This window comes from Lawsonibacter celer, assembly GCF_014281125.1.
GTDB lineage: Bacteria > Bacillota > Clostridia > Oscillospirales > Oscillospiraceae > Lawsonibacter_B > Lawsonibacter_B celer.
Genome location: NZ_JACOEA010000002.1, coordinates 53,723 through 73,395 on the forward strand (window position 1 = coordinate 53,723; position 19,673 = coordinate 73,395).

Below are 19,673 nucleotides of genomic sequence, written 5' to 3' on the forward strand. Positions count from 1 at the left end.
CGAGGAGAAGCCGGGAGCGGTCAGCCCCGCAGCAGCGCGGCCACGGAGGCGCCCACAGAAATTCCGCACGCGGCGCCCAGTTCCTTCATGGAGGGCACCTTGGTCACCGGCACATCTTTTCCGGAGCAGAGGGCCTCCAAAGGCTCGGTCACCCGCGGATCTGCATCCTCCGCCAGAAAGACCCGTTGGGCATTGCCGCCTTCCACAGCCCGTTTGGTCTGCTTGGCGCCGACTACATGGGCCTTTTGGTTGAGCTGCTTCAGCATACGGCATGCCTCCCTTCTCTCAAAACGTGGTAGAAACCGGACGCTTTCTCGGTTTTTCCCTTTGGCAGGCACACCTGCGCAATTTGAGATTATAGCATAGGCGGTATTTGAAGTCAAGCAAAATCCGCAGAGGAATCGCTAGAATTCGCAAGGGTTTCCGCCCTTTTCCCGGTCAATCTGCCCGAAGCGTCCCTCTCCGCCGTCCGGCCGGGAAGCCGGACAAGAAAAAAATCCGGATTTCTCCGGATTTTGTGTATAAAAACATTGACTTTGGCACGGACACATGGTATACTAAAACGCTCATATGCTCTGGCAGCGTTTTCCACTTTCTCCCCAGTCTGCGCTTAGTTTACCACGGGAAGGCCGCCAGTGCAAGCGGGCAGGAATACATTTTATCCACGCACCCGGGCGTTTGTTATCCATTTATTTTTGCCCTTTTGTAAGATTTGACGGACTAAAATGCTGAAAAGGGCTTTTTCTCCCGCTCATCCGGGCAAAAAGCTTCAGCGAACAAAGAAAACGAGGTGTTTTTTCTACGATGACGGTCAAGGACGTGCACTACGGCAAGACCCTGCGCAAAAGCTATGCCCGCCATGAGGAGATCCTGAGCATGCCCAACCTGCTGGAGGTGCAGAAGAACTCCTACCAGTGGTTTTTGGACAAGGGTCTGCGGGAGGTATTCAAGGACGTGGCCTCCATTACCGACTACGCCGGGAATCTGGAGCTCTCCTTCATCGACTACTCCATGGACGAGGCCCCCAAGTATGACGTAGAGGAGTGCAAGGCCCGGGACGCCACCTACGCCGCGCCCATCAAGGTGCGGGTGCGCCTGCGCAATAAGGAGACCGAGGAGATCAAGGAGCAGGAGATCTTCATGGGAGATTTCCCTCTGATGACCGAGGCCGGCACCTTTGTCATCAACGGCGCCGAGCGCGTCATCGTCTCCCAGCTGGTCCGCTCTCCCGGCGTGTACTACGCCCGCACCGAGGACAAGGCGGGCAACGTCACCTACGCCACCACGGTCATCCCCTACCGGGGCGCCTGGCTGGAGTATGAGACCGACCTGAACGACACCTTTTATGTTCGCATTGATAAGAACCGCAAGCTGCCCATCACCTGCCTGATCCGCGCCGTGGGCCCCAAGACCGACCCAGAGATTCTGGAGATGTTCGGCGAGGATCCCCGCATTGTGGCCACGCTGGAGAAGGACACCTGCAAGACCTATGAGGAGGCTCTGCTGGAGATCTACCGCAAGCTGCGCCCCGGCGAGCCCCCCACGGTGGACTCCTCCGAAAGCCTGATCAACGCGCTGTTCTTCGATCCCCGCCGCTACGATCTGTCCGCAGTGGGCCGCTATAAGTTCAACAAGAAGCTGGCCATCTGGTCCCGGCTGTCCGGACAGAAGCTGGCCATGCCCGTGGTGGACCCCTCCACCGGCGAGATTATCGCCGAGCCCGGCGAAGTGCTCAGTCGGGAGCGGGCCCACGAGCTGGACGACAAGGGCGTCAACGAGGCGGTCATCGACCTGGATGGCGTTCAGGTGAAGGTGTTCTCCAACCACATGGTGGACATGAAGCACTTTGTGGACTTCGACCCGGAGGAGTGCGGGGTCACCGAGAAGGTGCGCTTCACCGTGCTGCAGGAGCTGCTGTCCAACTACTCCGGCGAGGAACTCAAGGAGGCCGTGGCCGACCGGATTGACGACCTCATCCCCAAACACATCATTGTGGACGACATCATGGCGTCCATAAACTACCTTAACTGCCTGGCCCATGGCGTGGGCACCGCCGACGACATCGACCACCTGGGCAACCGCCGCCTGCGCTGCGTGGGCGAGCTGCTCCAGAATCAGTTCCGCATCGGCTTCTCCCGCATGGAGCGGGTGATCCGGGAGCGGATGACCATCCAGGATCTGGATATCGTCACCCCCCAGAGCCTCATCAACATCCGCCCCGTCACCGCCTCCATCAAGGAGTTCTTCGGCTCCTCCCCCCTGAGCCAGTTCATGGACCAGACCAACCCCCTGGCCGAGCTGACCCACAAGCGCCGTATGTCCGCCCTGGGCCCCGGCGGTCTGTCCCGTGACCGTGCCTCCTTCGACGTGCGCGACGTGCACTACTCCCACTATGGTCGCCTGTGCCCCATTGAGACCCCCGAAGGTCCCAACATCGGCCTGATCTCCTATCTGGCCTCCTATGCCCGTATCAACCGTTACGGCTTTATCGAGGCTCCCTACCGCAAGGTGGACAAGGCCACCGGCAAGCTCACCGACGTGGTGGAGTATATGACTGCCGACGTAGAGGACGCCTATGTGATCGCCCAGGCCACCGAGCCGGTGGACGAGAACGGCTGCCTGCTCAACGCCCGTATCACCTGCCGCCACCGCAACGAGATCATCGATGTGGACCGGGATCAGGTAGACTATATCGACGTGTCCCCCAAAATGATGTTCTCCATCGCTACGGCCATGATTCCCTTCCTGGAGAACGACGACGCCAACCGCGCCCTGATGGGTGCCAACATGCAGCGCCAGGCGGTGCCTCTGCTCACCACCGAGGCCCCCATCGTGGCCACCGGCCAAGAGCACAAGAACTGCATCGACTCCGTGGTGGCCATTCTGGCCGAGGAGGACGGCGTGGTCACCAAGGTCTCCGCCCAGTATGTGTCCGTGCGCTACGACAACTTGGGTGAAAAGACCTACAAGCTGACCAAGTATCTGCGCTCCAACCACGGCACCTGCATCAACCAGCGGCCCATCGTATCCGCCGGCCAGCGGGTGGAGAAGGGCGAGGTCATCGTGGACGGCCCCTCCACCTCCAACGGCGAGATCGCCCTGGGCAAGAACATCCTCATGGGCTTCATGACCTGGGAGGGCTACAACTACGAGGACGCCATCCTGCTCAACGAGCGGATGGTGAAGGACGATGTGTTCACCTCCATCCACATCGAGGAGTACGAGACCGAGAGCCGGGACACCAAGCTGGGCCCCGAGGAGATCACCCGGGACATCCCCAATGTGGGCGAGGACGCCCTGAAGGATCTGGACGAGCGGGGCATCATCCGCGTGGGTGCCGAGGTCCGCGCCGGCGACATCCTGGTGGGCAAGGTCACCCCCAAGGGCGAGACCGACCTGACCGCCGAGGAGCGGCTGCTCCGGGCCATCTTCGGCGAGAAGGCCAGGGAGGTGCGCGACACCTCCCTGAAGGTGCCCCACGGCGAGGCGGGCATTATCGTGGACGTGAAGGTCTTCACCCGGGAGGCGGGCGACGAGCTCTCCCCCGGCGTCAACATGGTGGTCCGGGTCTATATCGCCCAGAAGCGCAAGATCAGCGTGGGCGACAAGATGGCCGGCCGTCACGGCAACAAGGGCGTTGTGTCCCGCATCCTGCCCCAGGAGGATATGCCCTTCCTGCCCGACGGCACCCCCCTGGACATTGTTTTGAACCCCCTGGGCGTGCCCTCCCGTATGAACATCGGCCAGGTGCTGGAGGTCCACCTGGGCTACGCAGCCAAGGCCCTGGGCTGGAAGGTGGCCACCCCCGTCTTCAACGGCGCCGACGAGAAGGACATCGAAGATACCCTCCAGCTGGCCGGCCTGTCTCCCGACGGCAAGAGCTGGCTGTACGACGGCCGCACCGGCGAGCGGTTCGACAACCGCGTCACCGTTGGCTACGTCTACTTCCTCAAGCTGCACCACCTGGTGGACGACAAGATTCACGCCCGCTCCACCGGCCCCTACTCCCTGGTCACCCAGCAGCCGCTGGGCGGCAAGGCCCAGTTCGGCGGCCAGCGCTTCGGTGAGATGGAGGTGTGGGCCCTGGAGGCCTACGGCGCGGCCTACACCCTCCAGGAAATCCTCACCGTCAAGTCCGACGACACCACTGGCCGCGTCAAGACCTACGAGTCCATCGTCAAGGGCCACAACGTACCCAAGCCCGGCGTGCCCGAGTCCTTCAAGGTGCTGGTCAAGGAACTGCAGGCCTTGTGTCTGGATATGAAGGTTCTGGACGAGAACGGCGCTGAAATTGAGCTCAAGGACGATGAAGAGGACCTGTACCAGCCCGGCCGCTTCCGCGACGAGGACGACGACTTCTACGGCTACAGCACCGGCGAGGAGTCCGACTTCGCCGCCGCGGGCTACACCCTCAAGGAGGGTAGCGATGATGACGACCTGGCCGTGGAAGAGAGCGACGGCGAAGAGGACTTCGACGGCGATTTCGACGACGGCGAGGATATGGAATAATAAAGGGAGGACGACTGACACTATGAGTTACGCTGAATTCGACGCCATCCAGATCGGCATCGCCTCCCCGGAACAGATCCGCGAGTGGTCCTACGGCGAGGTCAAGAAGCCCGAGACCATCAATTACCGCACCCTGAAGCCGGAGCGGGACGGCCTGTTCTGCGAAAAGATCTTTGGCCCCACCAAGGACTGGGAGTGCCACTGCGGCAAATATAAGAAGATCCGCTACAAGGGCAAGATCTGCGACCGCTGCGGCGTGGAGGTCACCCGGGCCAAGGTGCGCCGTGAGCGCATGGGCCACATCGAGCTGGCCGCCCCGGTCAGCCACATCTGGTATTTCAAGGGCATTCCCTCCCGCATGGGCCTGCTGCTGGACATCAGCCCCCGCATTCTGGAGAAGGTGCTCTACTTCGCCAGCTATATCGTCACCGACCCCGGCTTCTCCCCCCTGGCCAAGAACCAGATCCTCTCCGAGAAGGAGTACCGCGACATGCGGGAGAAGTACGAGGATGACTTCGAGGCCGGCATGGGCGCCGAGGCGGTGAAGAAGCTTCTCTCCGATATCAACCTGGAGGAGCTCTCCGCCCAGCTGCGCGCCGAGCTGAAGGACGCCTCCGGCCAGAAGAAGGCCCGCATTGTCAAGCGCCTGGAGGTGGTGGACGCCTTCCGCATCTCCGGCAACAAGCCCGAGTGGATGATCATCGACGTGCTGCCGGTGATCCCCCCGGAGCTGCGCCCCATGGTGCAGCTGGACGGCGGCCGCTTCGCCACCTCCGATCTGAACGACCTGTACCGCAGGGTAATCAACCGTAACAACCGCCTGAAGCGTTTGATCCAGCTCAACGCGCCCGACATCATCGTGCGCAATGAGAAGCGGATGCTCCAGGAGGCGGTGGATGCCCTGATCGACAACGGCCGCCGCGGCCGCGCCGTCACCGGCGCCAACAACCGCGCCCTCAAGAGCCTGAGCGACATGCTCAAGGGCAAGCAGGGCCGCTTCCGCCAGAACCTGCTGGGCAAGCGCGTGGACTACTCCGGCCGTTCCGTCATCGTGGTCGGCCCCGAGCTGAAGATCTACCAGTGCGGCCTGCCCAAGGAGATGGCCATCGAGCTCTTCCGCCCCTTCGTCATGAAGAAGCTGGTGGAGGACGGCCTGGCCAACAACATCAAGTCCGCCAAGAAGATGGTGGACAAGGGACGCGCCGAGGTGTGGGACGCCCTGGAGTTCGTCATCAAGGACCACCCCGTTATGCTCAACCGCGCCCCCACCCTGCACCGTCTGGGCATTCAGGCTTTCGAACCCGTGCTGGTGGAGGGTCGGGCCATCAAGCTGCACCCCCTGGTGTGTACCGCCTTCAACGCCGACTTCGACGGCGACCAGATGGCCGTCCACGTGCCCCTGTCCGCCGAGGCCCAGACCGAGGCCCGGGTGCTCATGCTCTCCGCCAACAACCTGCTGCGGCCCCAGGACGGCGGCCCTGTCACCGTGCCCACCCAGGACATGGTGCTGGGCTCCTACTACCTGACCTATGAGAAGTATCCCGAGCATACCGCAGAGGAGACCTACGACGACGTGGCGGCGGTGAAGTCCGCCTTGGCCGCAGGGACCATCATCCCCGACTCCTATGTGTGGGTGAAGAACCCCGGCTCCCTGGACGACATTCCCACCTACGCCGGCATCTGCGCCGAGACCGAGGACGGCGCGCTGCCCCGGGAGGTACTCCACGTCTTTGCCGACGACATCGAAGCCCGCCTGGCCTACGACGAGGGGGAGCTGGAGCTGCATGTGCCCATTCTGGTCCGCCGGGAGGCCGAGGTGGACGGCGTCAAACGCCACAAGCTGGTGCGCACCACCGTGGGCCGCCTGATCTTCAACGACGGCATTCCCCAGGACCTGGGCTTTGTGGATCGCAGCGATCCCGAGCAGCTGTTCGAGCCTGAAGTCAACTTCATCGTCGGCAAGAAGCAGCTGGGCAAGATCATCGACAAGTGCATCCTCAAGCACGGCTTCACCAAGTCCGCTGAGGTGCTGGACATCATCAAGAACCGCGGCTACAAGTTCTCCACCCGCGGCTCCCTCACCGTCTCCATTTACGACATGACGGTCCCCCCCGAGAAGTACGACCTGATTGGCAACACCGAGAAGGAGATCGTCAAGATCGACCGCCAGTACAAGCGCGGCTTCCTCACCAATGACGAGCGCTACCGTCTGACCGTTGAGGCCTGGGAGCGCACCACCAAGGACGTGACAGACGCCCTGATGAAGGGCCTGGACCGCTACAACCCCATCTGGATGATGGCGGACTCCGGCGCCCGCGGCTCCTCCGCTCAGATCCGTCAGCTGGCCGGCATGCGCGGCCTGATGGCCGACACCTCCGGCCGCACCATCGAGATCCCCATCAAGTCCAACTTCCGTGAGGGTCTGTCCGTGCTGGAGTACTTTATCTCCTCCAGAGGCGCCCGAAAGGGTATGGCCGACACGGCTCTGCGTACCGCCGACTCGGGTTACCTGACCCGCCGTCTGGTGGACGTGTCCCAGGAGGTCATCATCCGCGAGCAGGACTGCGGCACGGACGACGGCATCCTGGTCCATGAGATTGTGGAGAACGGCCAGGTGATCGAGACCTTCGGCGAGCGGCTCAAGGGTCGCTATCCGGTCAGCGACGTGTGCGACCCCGCCACCGGCGAGGTGCTCATCTCCAAGGAGCGCATGATGACCGCCGACGATGCCAAGCTGCTGGAGGCCCACGGCATCCACGAGGTCAAGATCCGCTCTGTGCTCACCTGCCGGGCCAGGAGCGGCGTGTGTTCCCGCTGCTACGGCATCAACCTGGCTATCGGCGAGCCCGTGGGCGCCGGTGAGGCGGTGGGCATCATCGCCGCCCAGTCCATCGGCGAGCCGGGCACCCAGCTGACCATGCGTACCTTCCACACCGGCGGTGTGGCCGGCGGCGACATCACCCAGGGTCTTCCCCGTGTTGAGGAGCTGTTCGAGTCCCGCAAGCCCAAGAAAATGGCCCAGTTGGCCGAGATCGGCGGCACCGTCACCCTGGAGGAGGCCAAGCGCAACTCCATGTGCAACGTCACTATTACCGCCGACGACGGCGAGGTGGTCACTTACGCCCTCCCTTACGCCGCGGGCATCCGTGTCCAGAACGGCGACAAGGTGGAAAAGGGCTTCGCCCTCACCGACGGTGCCCTCTATCCTCAGGACGTCATCCGGGTCCGGGGCGTGCACGCGGTGTACGACTACCTGATCCAAGAGGTTCAAAAGCCCTACCGTCAGCAGGGCGTGGACATCAACGACAAGCACATTGAGGTTATCGTGCGCCAGATGATGCGCAAGGTCCGTGTGGAGGATTCCGGCGACTCCGACCTGCTCTCCGGCTCCACCATCGACCTCATTGAGTTTGAGGATGCCAAGGCCGCTGTCCAGGCCCGCATTGACGCAGGCGAGACCAACGACGGCATCCCCCTGGTGCTGCCCACCGCCACCCGCATCCTCATGGGCATCACCAAGGCCTCCCTGGCCACCGACTCCTTCCTGTCCGCCGCCTCCTTCCAGGAGACCACCAAGGTGCTCACCGAGGCGGCCATCAAGGGCAAGGTGGACCACCTGCTGGGTCTGAAGGAAAATGTCATCATCGGCAAGCTGATCCCCGCCGGTTCCGGCCTGTCTTTGTACCGCAAGTATGATAAGCGGGACGAGGAGGCTGCTGTGCAGGAGGACGAAGTGCTTCCGGAGCAGACCGATGCCGCCGAAGCCGCTGACTCCTCTGAACTCATCGAGCTGTAATCCGGCACCCCCGGCACACAGCTGCACAGAATAAGCACAAGGGCCCGGAGCGTACGCTCCGGGCCCGGTTTTTCAACACGAGGTAACGCTATGAATCGCGCTCTTTTTCCCAGTGGGCGGACCCTGCTCTGCATGGCAGGCGGGGCGCTTGCGCTGGCCGGCACCGGGCTGCGGACCCTCTCACTGTCCCAAGGCTCTGCCGGTGCCCGCCTCCTGGTACTCCTGCTTCTCCTGCTCCTGGCATTTCTGGCCCTTCTCCTCCTCCGCCTGGAGGGCTATGGCTGGAGCCGTCTGCCGGTTGCCCTGGTCCCCATCGGTCTGGCGCTGTTCCTGCGCGCCCTGCTGCTGGACCATACCACCTATGACTATTATGACTTTTTGGCCCAGTGGGCGGCCTTCTTCCGGGACAACGGCGGATTTGCCGCGGTCAAGCTCCCCATCGGCAACTACAACGCCCCCTATCTCTATTTCCTGGCCGCTATCTCCTATCTGCCCGTGCCCGACCTGTATCTCATCAAGCTCTTCTCCATCCTGTTCGACGTGCTGCTGGCCTGGGGCGGCCTGCGGCTGGTGCGGGTGTTCCTCCCCAATGACCCCAGCCGCCCGCTACTGGCCTTCTGCCTGCTGCTTTTGCTGCCCACCGTGGTGCTCAACGGGTCCTGCTGGGCACAGTGCGACGCCCTGTACGGCGCACTGTGCCTGCACGCCCTGGCCAGCGCGCTGGACCGTCGGCCAGGGCGATCGGTGGTCTTGCTGGCCATCGCCTTTTCCTTTAAATTGCAGACCGTCTTTCTGCTCCCCCTGTGGTGCGCCCTGTGGTTCACCGGACGGGTGCGCCTAAGGCATTTTTTCCTATTCCCGCTCACCTACTTTTTTACCATTCTCCCCGCCCTGCTGCTGGGCAAGCCCCTGGCTGACATATTAGGGGTCTATATTGGCCAGACCGGTGAATATGCCGCCTACCTCACCCTCAATGCCCCCTCCGTCTATGCGTTTATCCCCTACGGTGTTGCGGTGGATTCCTCTCCGGCGGCCCGGCTGGGGATTCTCGCAGCCTTTGCCATGACAGCCGCGCTTCTGGCCGTGCTGCTGGTCTTCCGTAAGCGCGTGGACCGCCTGGTATTGCTGGTCTCCGCTACGGTGCTGACGGTCGGAATTCCCTTCCTGCTGCCCAATATGCATGACCGCTATTTTTATCTGGCGGACCTGCTGACCCTTGTGCTCCTGTGCGTGCTTCCCCGCTGTGCCTGGGGAAGCGCCGTCCTGGTGGAGGGCTCCTCGCTGAGCTGCTACTCCACCTATCTGCGTCTGGAATACACCCTTCCCCTGCGGCTGGGCCGCTGGTATGTGGTGATGGGGCTGGAGGCCCTGATGATGGCCGCAGCCGCTGTGTGGCTGTGGCTGCTTCTCCTGCAGCTGCTGCGCCGTCCCCCCGCGGCTCTCCATCCGTCAAAATGCTGAATTTCCAAAGGAAGCGGCGCCCGTCATATCTTTGCCGGGCGCCGCTTTTCCGCCTGTTCCAATGCTCTGCGCCCCCCTTCGCCGCCGTACAAGCGCTTTGGACAAGACGGCAGAAATTTCCTTGTTTTTCCCTTGGAATCTGTTTGACAACTTAGAAACGATGTGTTACAATTTGGTTACAGAATTTAATGGATTGTTACTGATCTCGAGAAGGAGGCAAACATGGCCAACGAAAAGATCCCGCTGACCTATAAAGGTCATCCCCTGCGCCGCAAAGACAGTCTGATTTATTACGGCAGCATGGCCGAGAAATATATTATCATGCTTCAGGTTCTGGACAGCAAGAAGGAACAGGACCTGGATGTGGCCACAAAGGTATCCGTTCAGCTTCAGCTGACCGACCCCGATCTGAAAAGCCGGGACCGGGTGGTAAAAAAAACCGAGAAGGACAGCCTTTACGCCGCGATTGACGTGGCCTCCGTCTGGCTGGCCCGTGCGCTTGCCAACAAATAATTTTTTCCATTCGCCTTACGAAAGAAACGATTAAAACGGAGGATAAAGCCGATGATTCAGCCAGCAAAGCTCCTGCGCGTCGCCTTTCTGAGCGCAGCCCTGTCCGCCCTGTGTGTGGTGGGCGCTTCCGCCGCCAGTCTGGGTGTGGGCACTGTGGATGCCGACGCGCTCCGCCTGCGGGAAGAGGCCACGACCGAGTCCACCATTCTGGCCACTGCCGCCAAGGGCGATACCGTAGTCATTTTGGAGGACGCCGGCAACAACTGGTATAAAGTCGATTACAAGACCGTCGAGGGCTATATGTCCGGGGAATACCTGACAGTTTCTCAGAAAGCTGACGTGAACATCGGCTACGGCCTGGTGGATACGGACGGCTCCACACTCAACGTGCGCAGCGGTCCCGGTACCAGCTACTCCAAAGTCACCTCACTCTCCAGCGGTACGGTGGTCAGTATTGTGGGGATTGACAACGGCTGGTACAAGATTACTTATAACGGCGTTACCGGTTACGTCAGCAGCGACTACATGTCCACCTGCAAGGACTCCGCCGGGTCCCGCGGCAATGATACCGCGGCCGCCTCCACCAGCAGCCTCGGCCAGCAGGTGGCTACTTATGCGCAGCAGTTCCTGGGCGTTCCCTATGTATACGGCGGCAACGGACCCAACAGCTTTGACTGCTCCGGCTTTACCAGCTATGTGTACCGCCATTTTGGCTACACCATCAACCGCACCGCCTCCACCCAGCTGTCCAATGGCTACGCAGTCTCCAAGAGCGAGCTGCTGCCCGGCGATCTGGTATTTTTCCGCTACAACACCTCTTACCCCGCTTCTCACGTGGGTATCTACATCGGCGGCGGCCAGTTTATCCACGCCTCCACCAACAACTACAAGGTGCGCATTGATACCCTGCTCTCCGGTCATTACTCCAACGTGTACTTAACCGCCCGCCGCATTTTCTGAGGTGCGGCTTCCATCTGATCTGAAAATGCGCGGAGCAGGCTGCTCCGCGCATTTTTCTTTTTTCGAAGTCAGCAGGGGCCGGCATTGCCGACCCCTGCTGACTTCTTTTTTACAAGAACGGTTTATTCCTGAGGGGTATCGTCAGACTCCTCTGTGCAGGTCTCAGTCTCACAGGTACAGGTGCAGGCAGGCTCCTCCGCCGGCACCTCGGTCTCCACAGGCGGGACGACCTCTTCTTCCACGCTCTTGCCGTCATCCTTCAACTGGGCGATGCGCGCCTTATTCTCCTCAATATTGGTCTTTGCCGCCGTAATCTTCTCGCACAGCGCCACATAGGCGGCCTCAGGAGCCATGCCCCGCTCTGCATAGTAGAGCCGGCCGATCTCTGTATAGGCCTTCTTGATCGTGTCTTCCTCGCCGGCGTTGTTGAGGCTCAGCTTGGTGATCTCCGCCACCTGCTTGGACTTGGCGACCCCTGCCCGTCCCAGATCCGCCGCTCTTTCCTTTAATTCATCAAAAAATGCCATAAATACAACCTCCTTAGTTGTGCTTCCTTTGGAATCTGGCCCTATTCTATACTCTTTTTTCCTCCTGTGCAAGGGCAGCCGGAAGGATTTAATAGGATTTTAACAACCCCTACAGCACCTATTAATAAATTCTTTCCCCGTTTGACTTTTTTTCATTCTCAGAGATACTTAAACGCTGGTTATACAGAAAATCCCGGGAGGATGGATTCCTCCCGGGATTTTTTACGTCACTCCAGCAAAGCCAGGCAGCTGCGGATGATGCGGTCAAATTTCTCCGCCTCCCAGGCACTGCGGCCGATAAACAGACCGTCAATATTGGGCAGCGGGATCAACTCAGGCGCGTTTTCCGGGTTGACGCTGCCGCCGTAGAGCAGGGGAATGCGCGCCCCCGCCGCTCCGAACAGCTCCACCAGACATTCCCGGATGACCCGGTGCTTCTCTGCCGCGTAGGCCGGGCTGGCCGGCACGCCGGACACCCCGATGGCCCATACCGGCTCATAGGCAATCCACAGCCGGGCGGCCTCCGCCGCTGTGACCCCGTGGAGCCCGGCCTTCAGCTGGGTGCGCAGCACCTCGTCGGACAGGCCCAGCGCCTTCTGCTCTCCGGTCTCCCCAATGCACAGCAGGGGCGTAAAGCCGTGGCGCAGGGCGCAGCGGACCTTTTGGTTCTCCATCCAGTCGGTCTCCCCCAGCACATGGCGCCGCTCCGAGTGGCCGATCTCTACGATCTGCGTTCCCACCTCCTTGAGCATCAGCGGGGAGATCTCGCCTGTGAACTGTCCCTCATCCTCCCAGCCCATGTTCTGGGCCCCCAGGGCAATGCGCTCCGGGGGAACGCAGCGGCGGGCCGACTCCAGCGCGGTGAAGGAGGGAATCACAAACAGCTCCAGCGTCTCCCGGCTCAGGTCCGTGGTGAGTGTGTCCAGACGCGTCAGAAAATCTACGGTCTGAGCAATATTCTTGTACATCTTGGTATTGGTGCCAAAGTACACCTTGCCTAATTCCTTCATGGCGCGCTCCCGTCACTTCAGGTTTTCCGCTTCGATGTCAATCATCTCCTGCACCTTTGGGGTGGAGGAGCCGTCCTTGAAGGTGAGGGTAATCCACTCGCCCAGGATTTTTTTGGCCAGCTCGGGCCCGATTACCCGCTCGCCGAAGCAGAGTACGTTGCCGTTGTTGCTGAGGATGGAGCGCTCCGCAGAGAAGCAGTCGTGCCCCACGGCGGCCCGAATCCCCTTAAATTTGTTGGCCGTCATACACATGCCCACGCCCGTGCCGCACACCAGCACGCCCCGCTTGGTATAGCCGCTGGCGATGATGCTTTCACATACCCGTTTGGCAATGGCGGGGTAATAGGTGGGGTCGCCGGCGCTGTCGCACCCCATATTCTCCACCGTCACACCTTTGGACTCCAGGAATTGAATCAGCGTATTTTTCAGAGGAACCGCCGCGTTGTCGCAGCCAATTACAATGTTCATAATGAACCGCTCCTTTTGATTGTCTTACAACCATCTGTGGGGGTTCATCTGTGGGGGGTCATTGAAGGGAAAGGATCTCCCGGTCGTCCGGGACAAGCAGGGTTCCATGGAAGTATTTCTGCCCCTCTCGGGTATAGAGCGCTTTGCGCAGGGGTCCGTGGGTATCCTCCGTATGGCAGAGGATCAGGCGCTGAACGCCCAGCTCCTCCGCCCGCTGGCAGGTCTCCTTCACACTGCTGTGAAAGGAGTGCTCCGGGTGGTGAATCTGTCGTTCAGCCTCCAGGCAGAGGGCATCGGCGATCAGCCAGCCGCAGCCCTGCACATAGGGGTAAACCTGGGGATGGATGGGCTCGTCGCCCAGATAGGCCATCCTTGCGCCGTCCGGCGCACGGATGGCGCAGCCGAACTGCCGCACCAGGGCGCAGCCGGTGTCAAAAAAGGTGGTCGGGCCGAACGGAGTGGCGCAGGTCTGGCCGTCCGATACCTCCAGCAGCCGGATGCGCCCGTCCAGCTGTGCGAGAATATCGGGCGCCAGCACCGCCATGCAGATCTGCCGGAACGCCCCGATCAGCTCCCGGTGGCCCCAGACGCAGAAATCCCCCTGGTACTCTCCCGCCAAAATGGCGTGGCCCACCGCCCGCACCACCCAAATGCCGCCCAGGATATGGTCGGTGTGTGTATGAGTCAGAAACATCCCGCGCACCCGGGCGGCGGACACATCCATGGCCTCCATGGCCTGTAGAATTCCATTTCCGCCGCCGGCGTCCAGGAAGAAAAACCAGCCGCCCTCCTCGAGGCCGAAGCAGCTGTTGTACAGCCTTGTCACCATGGCATGGCCTGTGCCGAACACATACAGCCGCCGGCTCATCGCCCCGCCCCCTCTCCGGCGCCGCGCCAATTCTCCTGGAGCCGGCGCATGGCGGACTCCAATTGATCCGGATTGATGTACCCGTTGGTCAGCGCCGTCAGCAGATTGCCCTGGAACTCCAGGTCCACCGCCAGGCCGGAAAAGCGTTCGCTGAGCAGGCTCCCCGCCTCCACATTGCGGTTAAAGTATTTCAGCCAGGGGTAGAGCTCCAGGATCTCCGTATTCTGGGTGGAGGCCCGGCAGATCGGCTGCCCGCTGAGCAGGGTGAGAATGTTGCAGATGGAGTCATGGTACACCCATTGGAGAAAGGCCTGCGCCTCCTCCCTGCGCTGCGTGCCCACCGTAATCCCAATCACGTTGGCGTCCACCACCGGCCTCTGCCCCGGCACGTCATGGCAGGCCACGCAGTCCACAATGGGGCCGTACTGATTGTCGTTGAACATATGGGCGCTGGCGGTGGAAAAGATGGACATCACGCTGGTGCCGCGGACAAACTCGTCAATGCCGCTGCAGGCGTGCTTGGTATTCTTCACGTTGGAGATCTGGAGCAGCTGAAAATAGCGGAGGATTTCCTTCAGCAGCCCGGCCTGGCACAGGTCCAGCGCTCCATTCTGATCCAGAATCGACAGGCCGGCCGCCTGAAGCCACCCAAAAAACTCCGGCCAGAAGCCCGGTGACTGGAAGGAGGACATGGATGCGCCATAGAGCTGCTGCGGCGCGGTATGGTACTCCTGGGCAAAAAAGCGGGCGATATCGTCAAACTCCTCCAGGGTGTCCGGCGCCTTCAATTCCCGGTAAAAGCGCTCGTAGTACTGCCGCTTGACGCTCTGCTCCCTCAGCCAATCCTTTCGGTAAAAGAGCATCTGGCAGGCCGTGTTGAAGGAAACGCACAGGTGCTCCTGCCCTATATCCGGAAAATAGGGCTGGGAGGGGTCCACTGCCTCGTGCAGCCGCTGCCACAGTTCAGGCGCCTGCTCCCGGGTCAAAAAAAGGCGGTTGGGCTGGCCGCCCATACGGTTCAGGTCGGCAATCAGCACGTCGCAGTCCCCGGCCGCGCCCTCGGTCAGCGCCTGACGCTGCATGGACTTGGGGTAAAAGGACACCTCCGCCCGCAGGCCGGTCCTCCGTTCAAACTGGGGCAGGATTTTAGGCAGCACGCCGGTGCAGGAGTCCTCTGCCGCCAGAATATATATGGTGCGCTTGGGCAAAAAATGCGGCAGGCTGAGGGTCTTTTTACTGATGCCCTCGCTGTTGAGGATGAAGGAGTTGTTCATCTCCTTGTGCTTGACCATGGCGTTGATCTGAATATCCGACACCAGGTTGCCCAGCTTGTGGTAGTTGAGGAACACGCTGGTATACTCGTCCTCAAAAATCGTGTTCGAGGCAGAAAGCGTGATGACCTCCGGCATTTTGGATGGCAGGAAAGAGGCATAGGCCTGCCGGACCGCCCGGGCGCGCTGGGTATTGGAGGTAATGATTACGTCATAGGGAGCCCCTTGGTCAAGGATTTCAAAGGCCCGGACAATGGCGGTGCGGCTGGTGGAGTCAAACGCAGACACGTGAACGCCGCTCTTGGTCAGCCGCTGGGTAATGATGTACTTAAACGTATCGGAAAAGCGCACGCTGTCGATGAAAATGGCCGCATTCCGGTAGCGGTTGGAGAGGACATGGTCGGAGATATCGTTGGCAATCTGTTCGTAATCAAAGGACACATGGAGATAGGGGCGGGCCATCCCCATGGGCCGGGGACCCACCAGGGTCAGATAGATGGACTCCGGAATCTTGTTGTAGAGCTCCCCTGAATCAATGTACGTGGGAAAGGAGACAATCCCCGTCACATTGGCGGAAATCATTCTGCGGATATGGCTTTTCTCATGCTCATAGAGGTTGTCTGTACTATAGATTTCCACATCATAGTCGTAAACCCGCAGATTGGCACACAGCGCTTCGTACATCTCAATATAGTGACGGCTGCGCATATTGGGCACCAGCAGCGCGATGGTCCGCTTTACCTGCTTGCGCAGGGTTTTGGCCGATTCGTTCACCTCATAGCCAAGTCGGTTTACCGCCTCCTCCACCCGCTTGATCTTGTCCGCTTTCACGTTTCCCTTGCGGTTGAGCACATTGGATACCGTTCCGCAGGAAACGCCCGCCTCTCGCGCAATATCCTTGATTGTCGTCACCGCCGTGTCCTCCCGTCCATCTTATTAAAACGTTTCATTTTTATTTTTCTCTCATTTTCAGCAAATCCACGAATCCAGATTTTTTCTGTGCAAAATCATGCATGTTGCTTTTCCTTTAATAGTATATATTAGGCAGATTTCTTTTTCAACCTTATGTATCATATAATCTATTCCAAATATTTTTGTTATTTTTTGACGTTTTGCACAATTCTCTTGTTTTGAATCGTTTTATTTTTTCTTCCTTTTCCGGACAAACTTTAGCAAAATTGGACTCCCAAGTACAGAATTGAATTGTTTTAAAAAGTTACAGTTGTTTTTCAGATTAATGATAGTCATAATGGTCCTGCAACCATTTGTGGGGGGTCACGAATGGCGGTTCATATGATTCTAGCATTTTCTTAGCGTTCCAAAAACCATGTTAAGCAAAACACAGATTCGCGTCAAAAGGATTCAGCACAACATTTTTTGAAATGGAGGCAACAACATGAAGAAACGGTTTCTTGGCATCCTGCTGACAGCAGCGCTCACGCTGTCCCTTCTGGCCGGCTGCGGCAACAGCAGCGGACAGAGCGGCAACACCCAGTCCCCCGCCCCCACAGGCGGCACCGAGACCCAGACCCCCTCCCCTACCGCCGATAGCGGCGAGACCATCAAGATCGGCGTTCTGGTTCCCCTGACCGGCGCATTTGCAGCCCTGGGCGTGGATGGCATGGAGGGCACCAAGATGGCCTTCGAGCAGATCGACTATCAGATCGGCGGAAAGACCGTGGAGCTCTTCTTTGAGGACACCGCCGCCGACCCCGACCTGTGCATCCAGAAGACCAGCCGTCTTGTGGAGCGCGAGGGCGTGGACATCATCCTTGGCCCCCTGTCCGGCGGCGAGGCCGTTGCCCTGAAGGATTACGCGCCCCAGATCCCCGACACCACCATCATCGTGGCCGGCGCCGCCTCTGAGGACGTGACCATGCGCGGCGTACCCGACAACATCTTCCGCACCGCCTATACCGGCGCGCAGACCATGTTTACCTTCGGCGACTATGTGTATGACGAGCTTGGCTACAAAAAGATCGTCACTCTGGCCGAGGACTATGACTTCCCCTTCTCCCAGGTAGGCGGCTTCCTGCTCAACTACATCCGCAAGGGCGGCGAGTGCCTGAATCGCCTGTGGGTCAACGTGGGCACCACCGACTACAGCTCCATCATCGCCCAGATTCCTGCGGACGCCGACGCCATCTATGTGGCCCTGGGCGGCTCGGACGCCATCAACTTTATCAACCAGTTCCACGACTATGGCATGGATATCCCCATCCTGGGCGGCTCCATCACCATCGACACCACCATTCTGGCCTCTGAGGCCGGCCACCTGCTGGAGGGCGTGTACGCCGGCTCCCACTACGCCCAGGTGCTTCCCTACCCCGAGTTCGAGCAGTTCGACAGCGACTTCTCCGAGCGCTACGGCCGAGCCTCTTCCCTGTTTGCCGCGGACTACTACATCGGCGCCCAGGTCGCCATCCAGGCTCTGGAGGCGGTCAACGGCGATATCTCCGACGCTGACGCCTTCCACCAGGCCATCCTGGACGTGAAGTACGACAGCCCCCGCGGCCCTTTCAGCTTTGACGAGTACCACAACGTGATTGAAAATGTGTACATTACCCAAGTGCAGAACATTGACGGCGAGCTGCGCAACGTGGTCGTGGAGACCTACGAGAACCAGACTCAGTTCGGCCCCTATGATCCCGACTGGTATCAGTCCCAGCCCTCTTTCGACCGCGAGAATCCCACCATCGACTCCATTATGAGCGCGGAGCTGGCCCAGTAAGCTTCCGTGATCGCTCTCGCCAAAGAAAGGAACGAATGGAATGCAAGGCAACACATCCGCACCTGTCCTTTCTTTACAAGGCGTTTGTAAGAGCTTCGGCGGCGTGCAGGCCGTAAGCAATGTCACCACAGACATTGCTTACGGCGAGCGCCGGCTGTTTATCGGCACCAACGGGGCCGGAAAGACCACCCTGTTCAACCTGATCGCAGGGGACTTTCCGGCCACCTCGGGCACCATCAAGCTCTTCGGGGAGGATGTGACCCGCCTCCCGGTCCGCAAGCGTGTAAAGATGGGCATGCGCAGAACCTACCAGACCTCCGCACTCTTTGACGGCCTGACGGTCCGTCAGAACCTGTACCTGGCGCTTCTGGGCGACAAGGGCACCGCCCATCACCTGAATATGCTGGCCCACCACCGGAAGAACAAGGCGTTTGAGGCTAAGATCCAGCACACCGCCGAAGTCATCGCCATGACCGACAAGCTGGATATGCAGGTGGAGTCCCTCTCCCACGGGGAGCGCCGCCAGCTGGAGTTTGGGCTGGCCATTATCACCGAACCCAAGCTGCTGCTCTTTGACGAGCCCGCAGCCGGCCTGTCCGCAGAGGAGCGCCAGATCATGCTCAAGCTGATCCAGTCCCTGAGCCGGGACATCACCATTGTCATGATCGAGCACGACATCGAGCTGGCCTTTGCTATCGCCGACTATGTGGTGGTCATGTTCGACGGCGAGGTGGTGGCCGAGGGCACCGTGGACGAGATCAAGCAGAACCAGTTGGTACAGCAAATCTATTTGGGGGAGGCCAGCCACAAATGACGCCCATTCTGAAGGTGGAGGACCTCCACGTCTATTACGGCGGCAGCCACGTGCTCCAGGGCGTGTCCATGGAGCTGGAGTCCGGCATGACCGCCATCATCGGCCGCAACGGCATGGGCAAGACCACCCTGGTCAACGCCATCATGGGCCTGGTGCCCACCCGCCAGGGCAGCGTATATCTGGCCGGAGAGCGCCTCACCGGTCTGCCGCCCTACCAGGTGGCCCGCAAGGGCATTGGCTATGTCCCCCAGGGCCGCAAAATTTTCCCCTCACTCACTGTGGATGAACACCTGCGTTTTGCCGCCCGCCCTGTTTCCGGCGGTTGGGACGCAGAGAAGGTCTACGAATTTTTTCCCCGCCTGAAAGAGCGCTGGAAGCAGAGCGGCACCAACCTGTCCGGCGGCGAGCAGCAGATGCTGGCCATCGGCCGGGCGCTGGTGACCAACCCCAAGCTGCTGATTATGGACGAACCCTCCGAGGGTCTAGCCCCGGTCATTGTGGACCAGCTCATCGACTTCTGCCAAAAGCTTAAGCAGACCGACATGGCGCTGGTGCTGGTGGAACAAAACCTCACCTTTGCCCGCACTGTATCAGAGGACGTCAATGTGATGCTCACCGGCCGCTTCGCCTATCAGGACTCCTTTGAGGCCCTTATGGCCGATCACGAGCTGACCCATCAGCTCATCGGCGTAGGCTGAGCCCGCCCACTATGAATGAGAAAACAACACATTTTTTGAAAGAAGGA

At 60.2% G+C, this 19,673-nt stretch carries 14 protein-coding genes; 8 read left to right on the forward strand and 6 right to left on the reverse strand.

The features are described from left to right. Window positions 1–20 precede the first annotated feature (20 nt). Entirely contained in the window at window positions 21–266 is a 246-nt protein-coding gene (locus H9Q75_RS05025; protein WP_186565091.1) for a ribosomal L7Ae/L30e/S12e/Gadd45 family protein, read from the reverse strand. 538 nt (window positions 267–804) lie between these two features. Between H9Q75_RS05025 and rpoB the strand changes: the two genes are divergently transcribed. From rpoB to H9Q75_RS05050, 5 genes are all read left to right on the forward strand, one after another. Then, on the forward strand, window positions 805–4,509 hold the full coding sequence (gene rpoB, locus H9Q75_RS05030) for a DNA-directed RNA polymerase subunit beta (protein ID WP_186565092.1): 3,705 nt from the start codon (window positions 805–807) through the stop codon (window positions 4,507–4,509). Window positions 4,510–4,531: 22 nt separating this feature from the next. Next, window positions 4,532–8,305 (forward strand): DNA-directed RNA polymerase subunit beta', encoded by a 3,774-nt coding sequence (gene rpoC / locus H9Q75_RS05035; protein WP_186565093.1) that lies wholly within the window; start codon window positions 4,532–4,534, stop codon window positions 8,303–8,305. Between the two features lie 90 nt (window positions 8,306–8,395). Next, complete coding sequence (locus H9Q75_RS05040) at window positions 8,396–9,766, forward strand: conjugal transfer protein TraL (protein ID WP_186565094.1); 1,371 nt, start codon at window positions 8,396–8,398, stop codon at window positions 9,764–9,766. Between the two features lie 222 nt (window positions 9,767–9,988). Then, window positions 9,989–10,279 (forward strand): hypothetical protein, encoded by a 291-nt coding sequence (locus tag H9Q75_RS05045; RefSeq protein WP_186565095.1) that lies wholly within the window; start codon window positions 9,989–9,991, stop codon window positions 10,277–10,279. Window positions 10,280–10,330: 51 nt separating this feature from the next. After that, entirely contained in the window at window positions 10,331–11,239 is a 909-nt protein-coding gene (locus tag H9Q75_RS05050; RefSeq protein ID WP_186565096.1) for a C40 family peptidase, read from the forward strand. Window positions 11,240–11,361: 122 nt separating this feature from the next. Here the strand turns inward: H9Q75_RS05050 and H9Q75_RS05055 are convergent, their stop codons facing one another. The 5 genes from H9Q75_RS05055 to H9Q75_RS12855 form a co-directional block, all read right to left on the reverse strand. Beyond that, window positions 11,362–11,766, reverse strand: a complete 405-nt coding sequence (locus H9Q75_RS05055) for a serine proteinase (RefSeq protein ID WP_243200699.1) — start codon at window positions 11,764–11,766, stop codon at window positions 11,362–11,364. Window positions 11,767–11,993: 227 nt separating this feature from the next. Beyond that, window positions 11,994–12,776, reverse strand: a complete 783-nt coding sequence (locus H9Q75_RS05060; RefSeq protein ID WP_186565097.1) for a triose-phosphate isomerase — start codon at window positions 12,774–12,776, stop codon at window positions 11,994–11,996. 12 nt (window positions 12,777–12,788) lie between these two features. After that, window positions 12,789–13,244 carry a ribose 5-phosphate isomerase B gene (gene rpiB, locus H9Q75_RS05065; protein ID WP_207720771.1) on the reverse strand — a complete coding sequence of 152 codons (456 nt, stop codon included), beginning with the start codon at window positions 13,242–13,244 and terminating at the stop codon, window positions 12,789–12,791. 58 nt (window positions 13,245–13,302) lie between these two features. After that, window positions 13,303–14,112, reverse strand: a complete 810-nt coding sequence (locus H9Q75_RS05070) for an MBL fold metallo-hydrolase (RefSeq protein ID WP_186565098.1) — start codon at window positions 14,110–14,112, stop codon at window positions 13,303–13,305. Continuing rightward, window positions 14,109–16,295, reverse strand: coding sequence for a LacI family DNA-binding transcriptional regulator (locus H9Q75_RS12855; RefSeq protein WP_186565099.1), 2,187 nt, complete (start codon window positions 16,293–16,295; stop codon window positions 14,109–14,111). Before H9Q75_RS12855 ends, H9Q75_RS05070 begins: the two co-directional genes overlap by 4 nt. 484 nt (window positions 16,296–16,779) lie before the next feature. On the opposite strand from H9Q75_RS12855, the gene H9Q75_RS05080 reads away from it, so the two are divergent. The 3 genes from H9Q75_RS05080 (at window position 16,780) to H9Q75_RS05090 (ending at window position 19,626) form a co-directional block, all read left to right on the forward strand. Then, entirely contained in the window at window positions 16,780–18,114 is a 1,335-nt protein-coding gene (locus H9Q75_RS05080) for an ABC transporter substrate-binding protein (protein WP_186565100.1), read from the forward strand. A gap of 103 nt (window positions 18,115–18,217) precedes the next feature. Beyond that, window positions 18,218–18,928: an ATP-binding cassette domain-containing protein gene (locus H9Q75_RS05085; protein WP_207720772.1), complete on the forward strand. Its 711-nt coding sequence runs from the start codon at window positions 18,218–18,220 to the stop codon at window positions 18,926–18,928. After that, on the forward strand, window positions 18,925–19,626 hold the full coding sequence (locus tag H9Q75_RS05090) for an ABC transporter ATP-binding protein (protein WP_186565102.1): 702 nt from the start codon (window positions 18,925–18,927) through the stop codon (window positions 19,624–19,626). The genes H9Q75_RS05085 and H9Q75_RS05090 overlap by 4 nt, the downstream gene beginning before the upstream one ends. Window positions 19,627–19,673: the final 47 nt, after the last annotated feature.

Coding starts and splice junctions, on each gene's coding strand:
- H9Q75_RS05025 (WP_186565091.1), bottom strand. CDS start 266: ATGCTGAAGCAGCTCAACCAAAAGGCCCATGTAGTCGGCGCCAAGCAG.
- rpoB (WP_186565092.1), top strand. CDS start 805: ATGACGGTCAAGGACGTGCACTACGGCAAGACCCTGCGCAAAAGCTAT.
- rpoC (WP_186565093.1), top strand. CDS start 4,532: ATGAGTTACGCTGAATTCGACGCCATCCAGATCGGCATCGCCTCCCCG.
- H9Q75_RS05040 (WP_186565094.1), top strand. CDS start 8,396: ATGAATCGCGCTCTTTTTCCCAGTGGGCGGACCCTGCTCTGCATGGCA.
- H9Q75_RS05045 (WP_186565095.1), top strand. CDS start 9,989: ATGGCCAACGAAAAGATCCCGCTGACCTATAAAGGTCATCCCCTGCGC.
- H9Q75_RS05050 (WP_186565096.1), top strand. CDS start 10,331: ATGATTCAGCCAGCAAAGCTCCTGCGCGTCGCCTTTCTGAGCGCAGCC.
- H9Q75_RS05055 (WP_243200699.1), bottom strand. CDS start 11,766: ATGGCATTTTTTGATGAATTAAAGGAAAGAGCGGCGGATCTGGGACGG.
- H9Q75_RS05060 (WP_186565097.1), bottom strand. CDS start 12,776: ATGAAGGAATTAGGCAAGGTGTACTTTGGCACCAATACCAAGATGTAC.
- rpiB (WP_207720771.1), bottom strand. CDS start 13,244: ATGAACATTGTAATTGGCTGCGACAACGCGGCGGTTCCTCTGAAAAAT.
- H9Q75_RS05070 (WP_186565098.1), bottom strand. CDS start 14,112: ATGAGCCGGCGGCTGTATGTGTTCGGCACAGGCCATGCCATGGTGACA.
- H9Q75_RS05080 (WP_186565100.1), top strand. CDS start 16,780: ATGAAGAAACGGTTTCTTGGCATCCTGCTGACAGCAGCGCTCACGCTG.
- H9Q75_RS05090 (WP_186565102.1), top strand. CDS start 18,925: ATGACGCCCATTCTGAAGGTGGAGGACCTCCACGTCTATTACGGCGGC.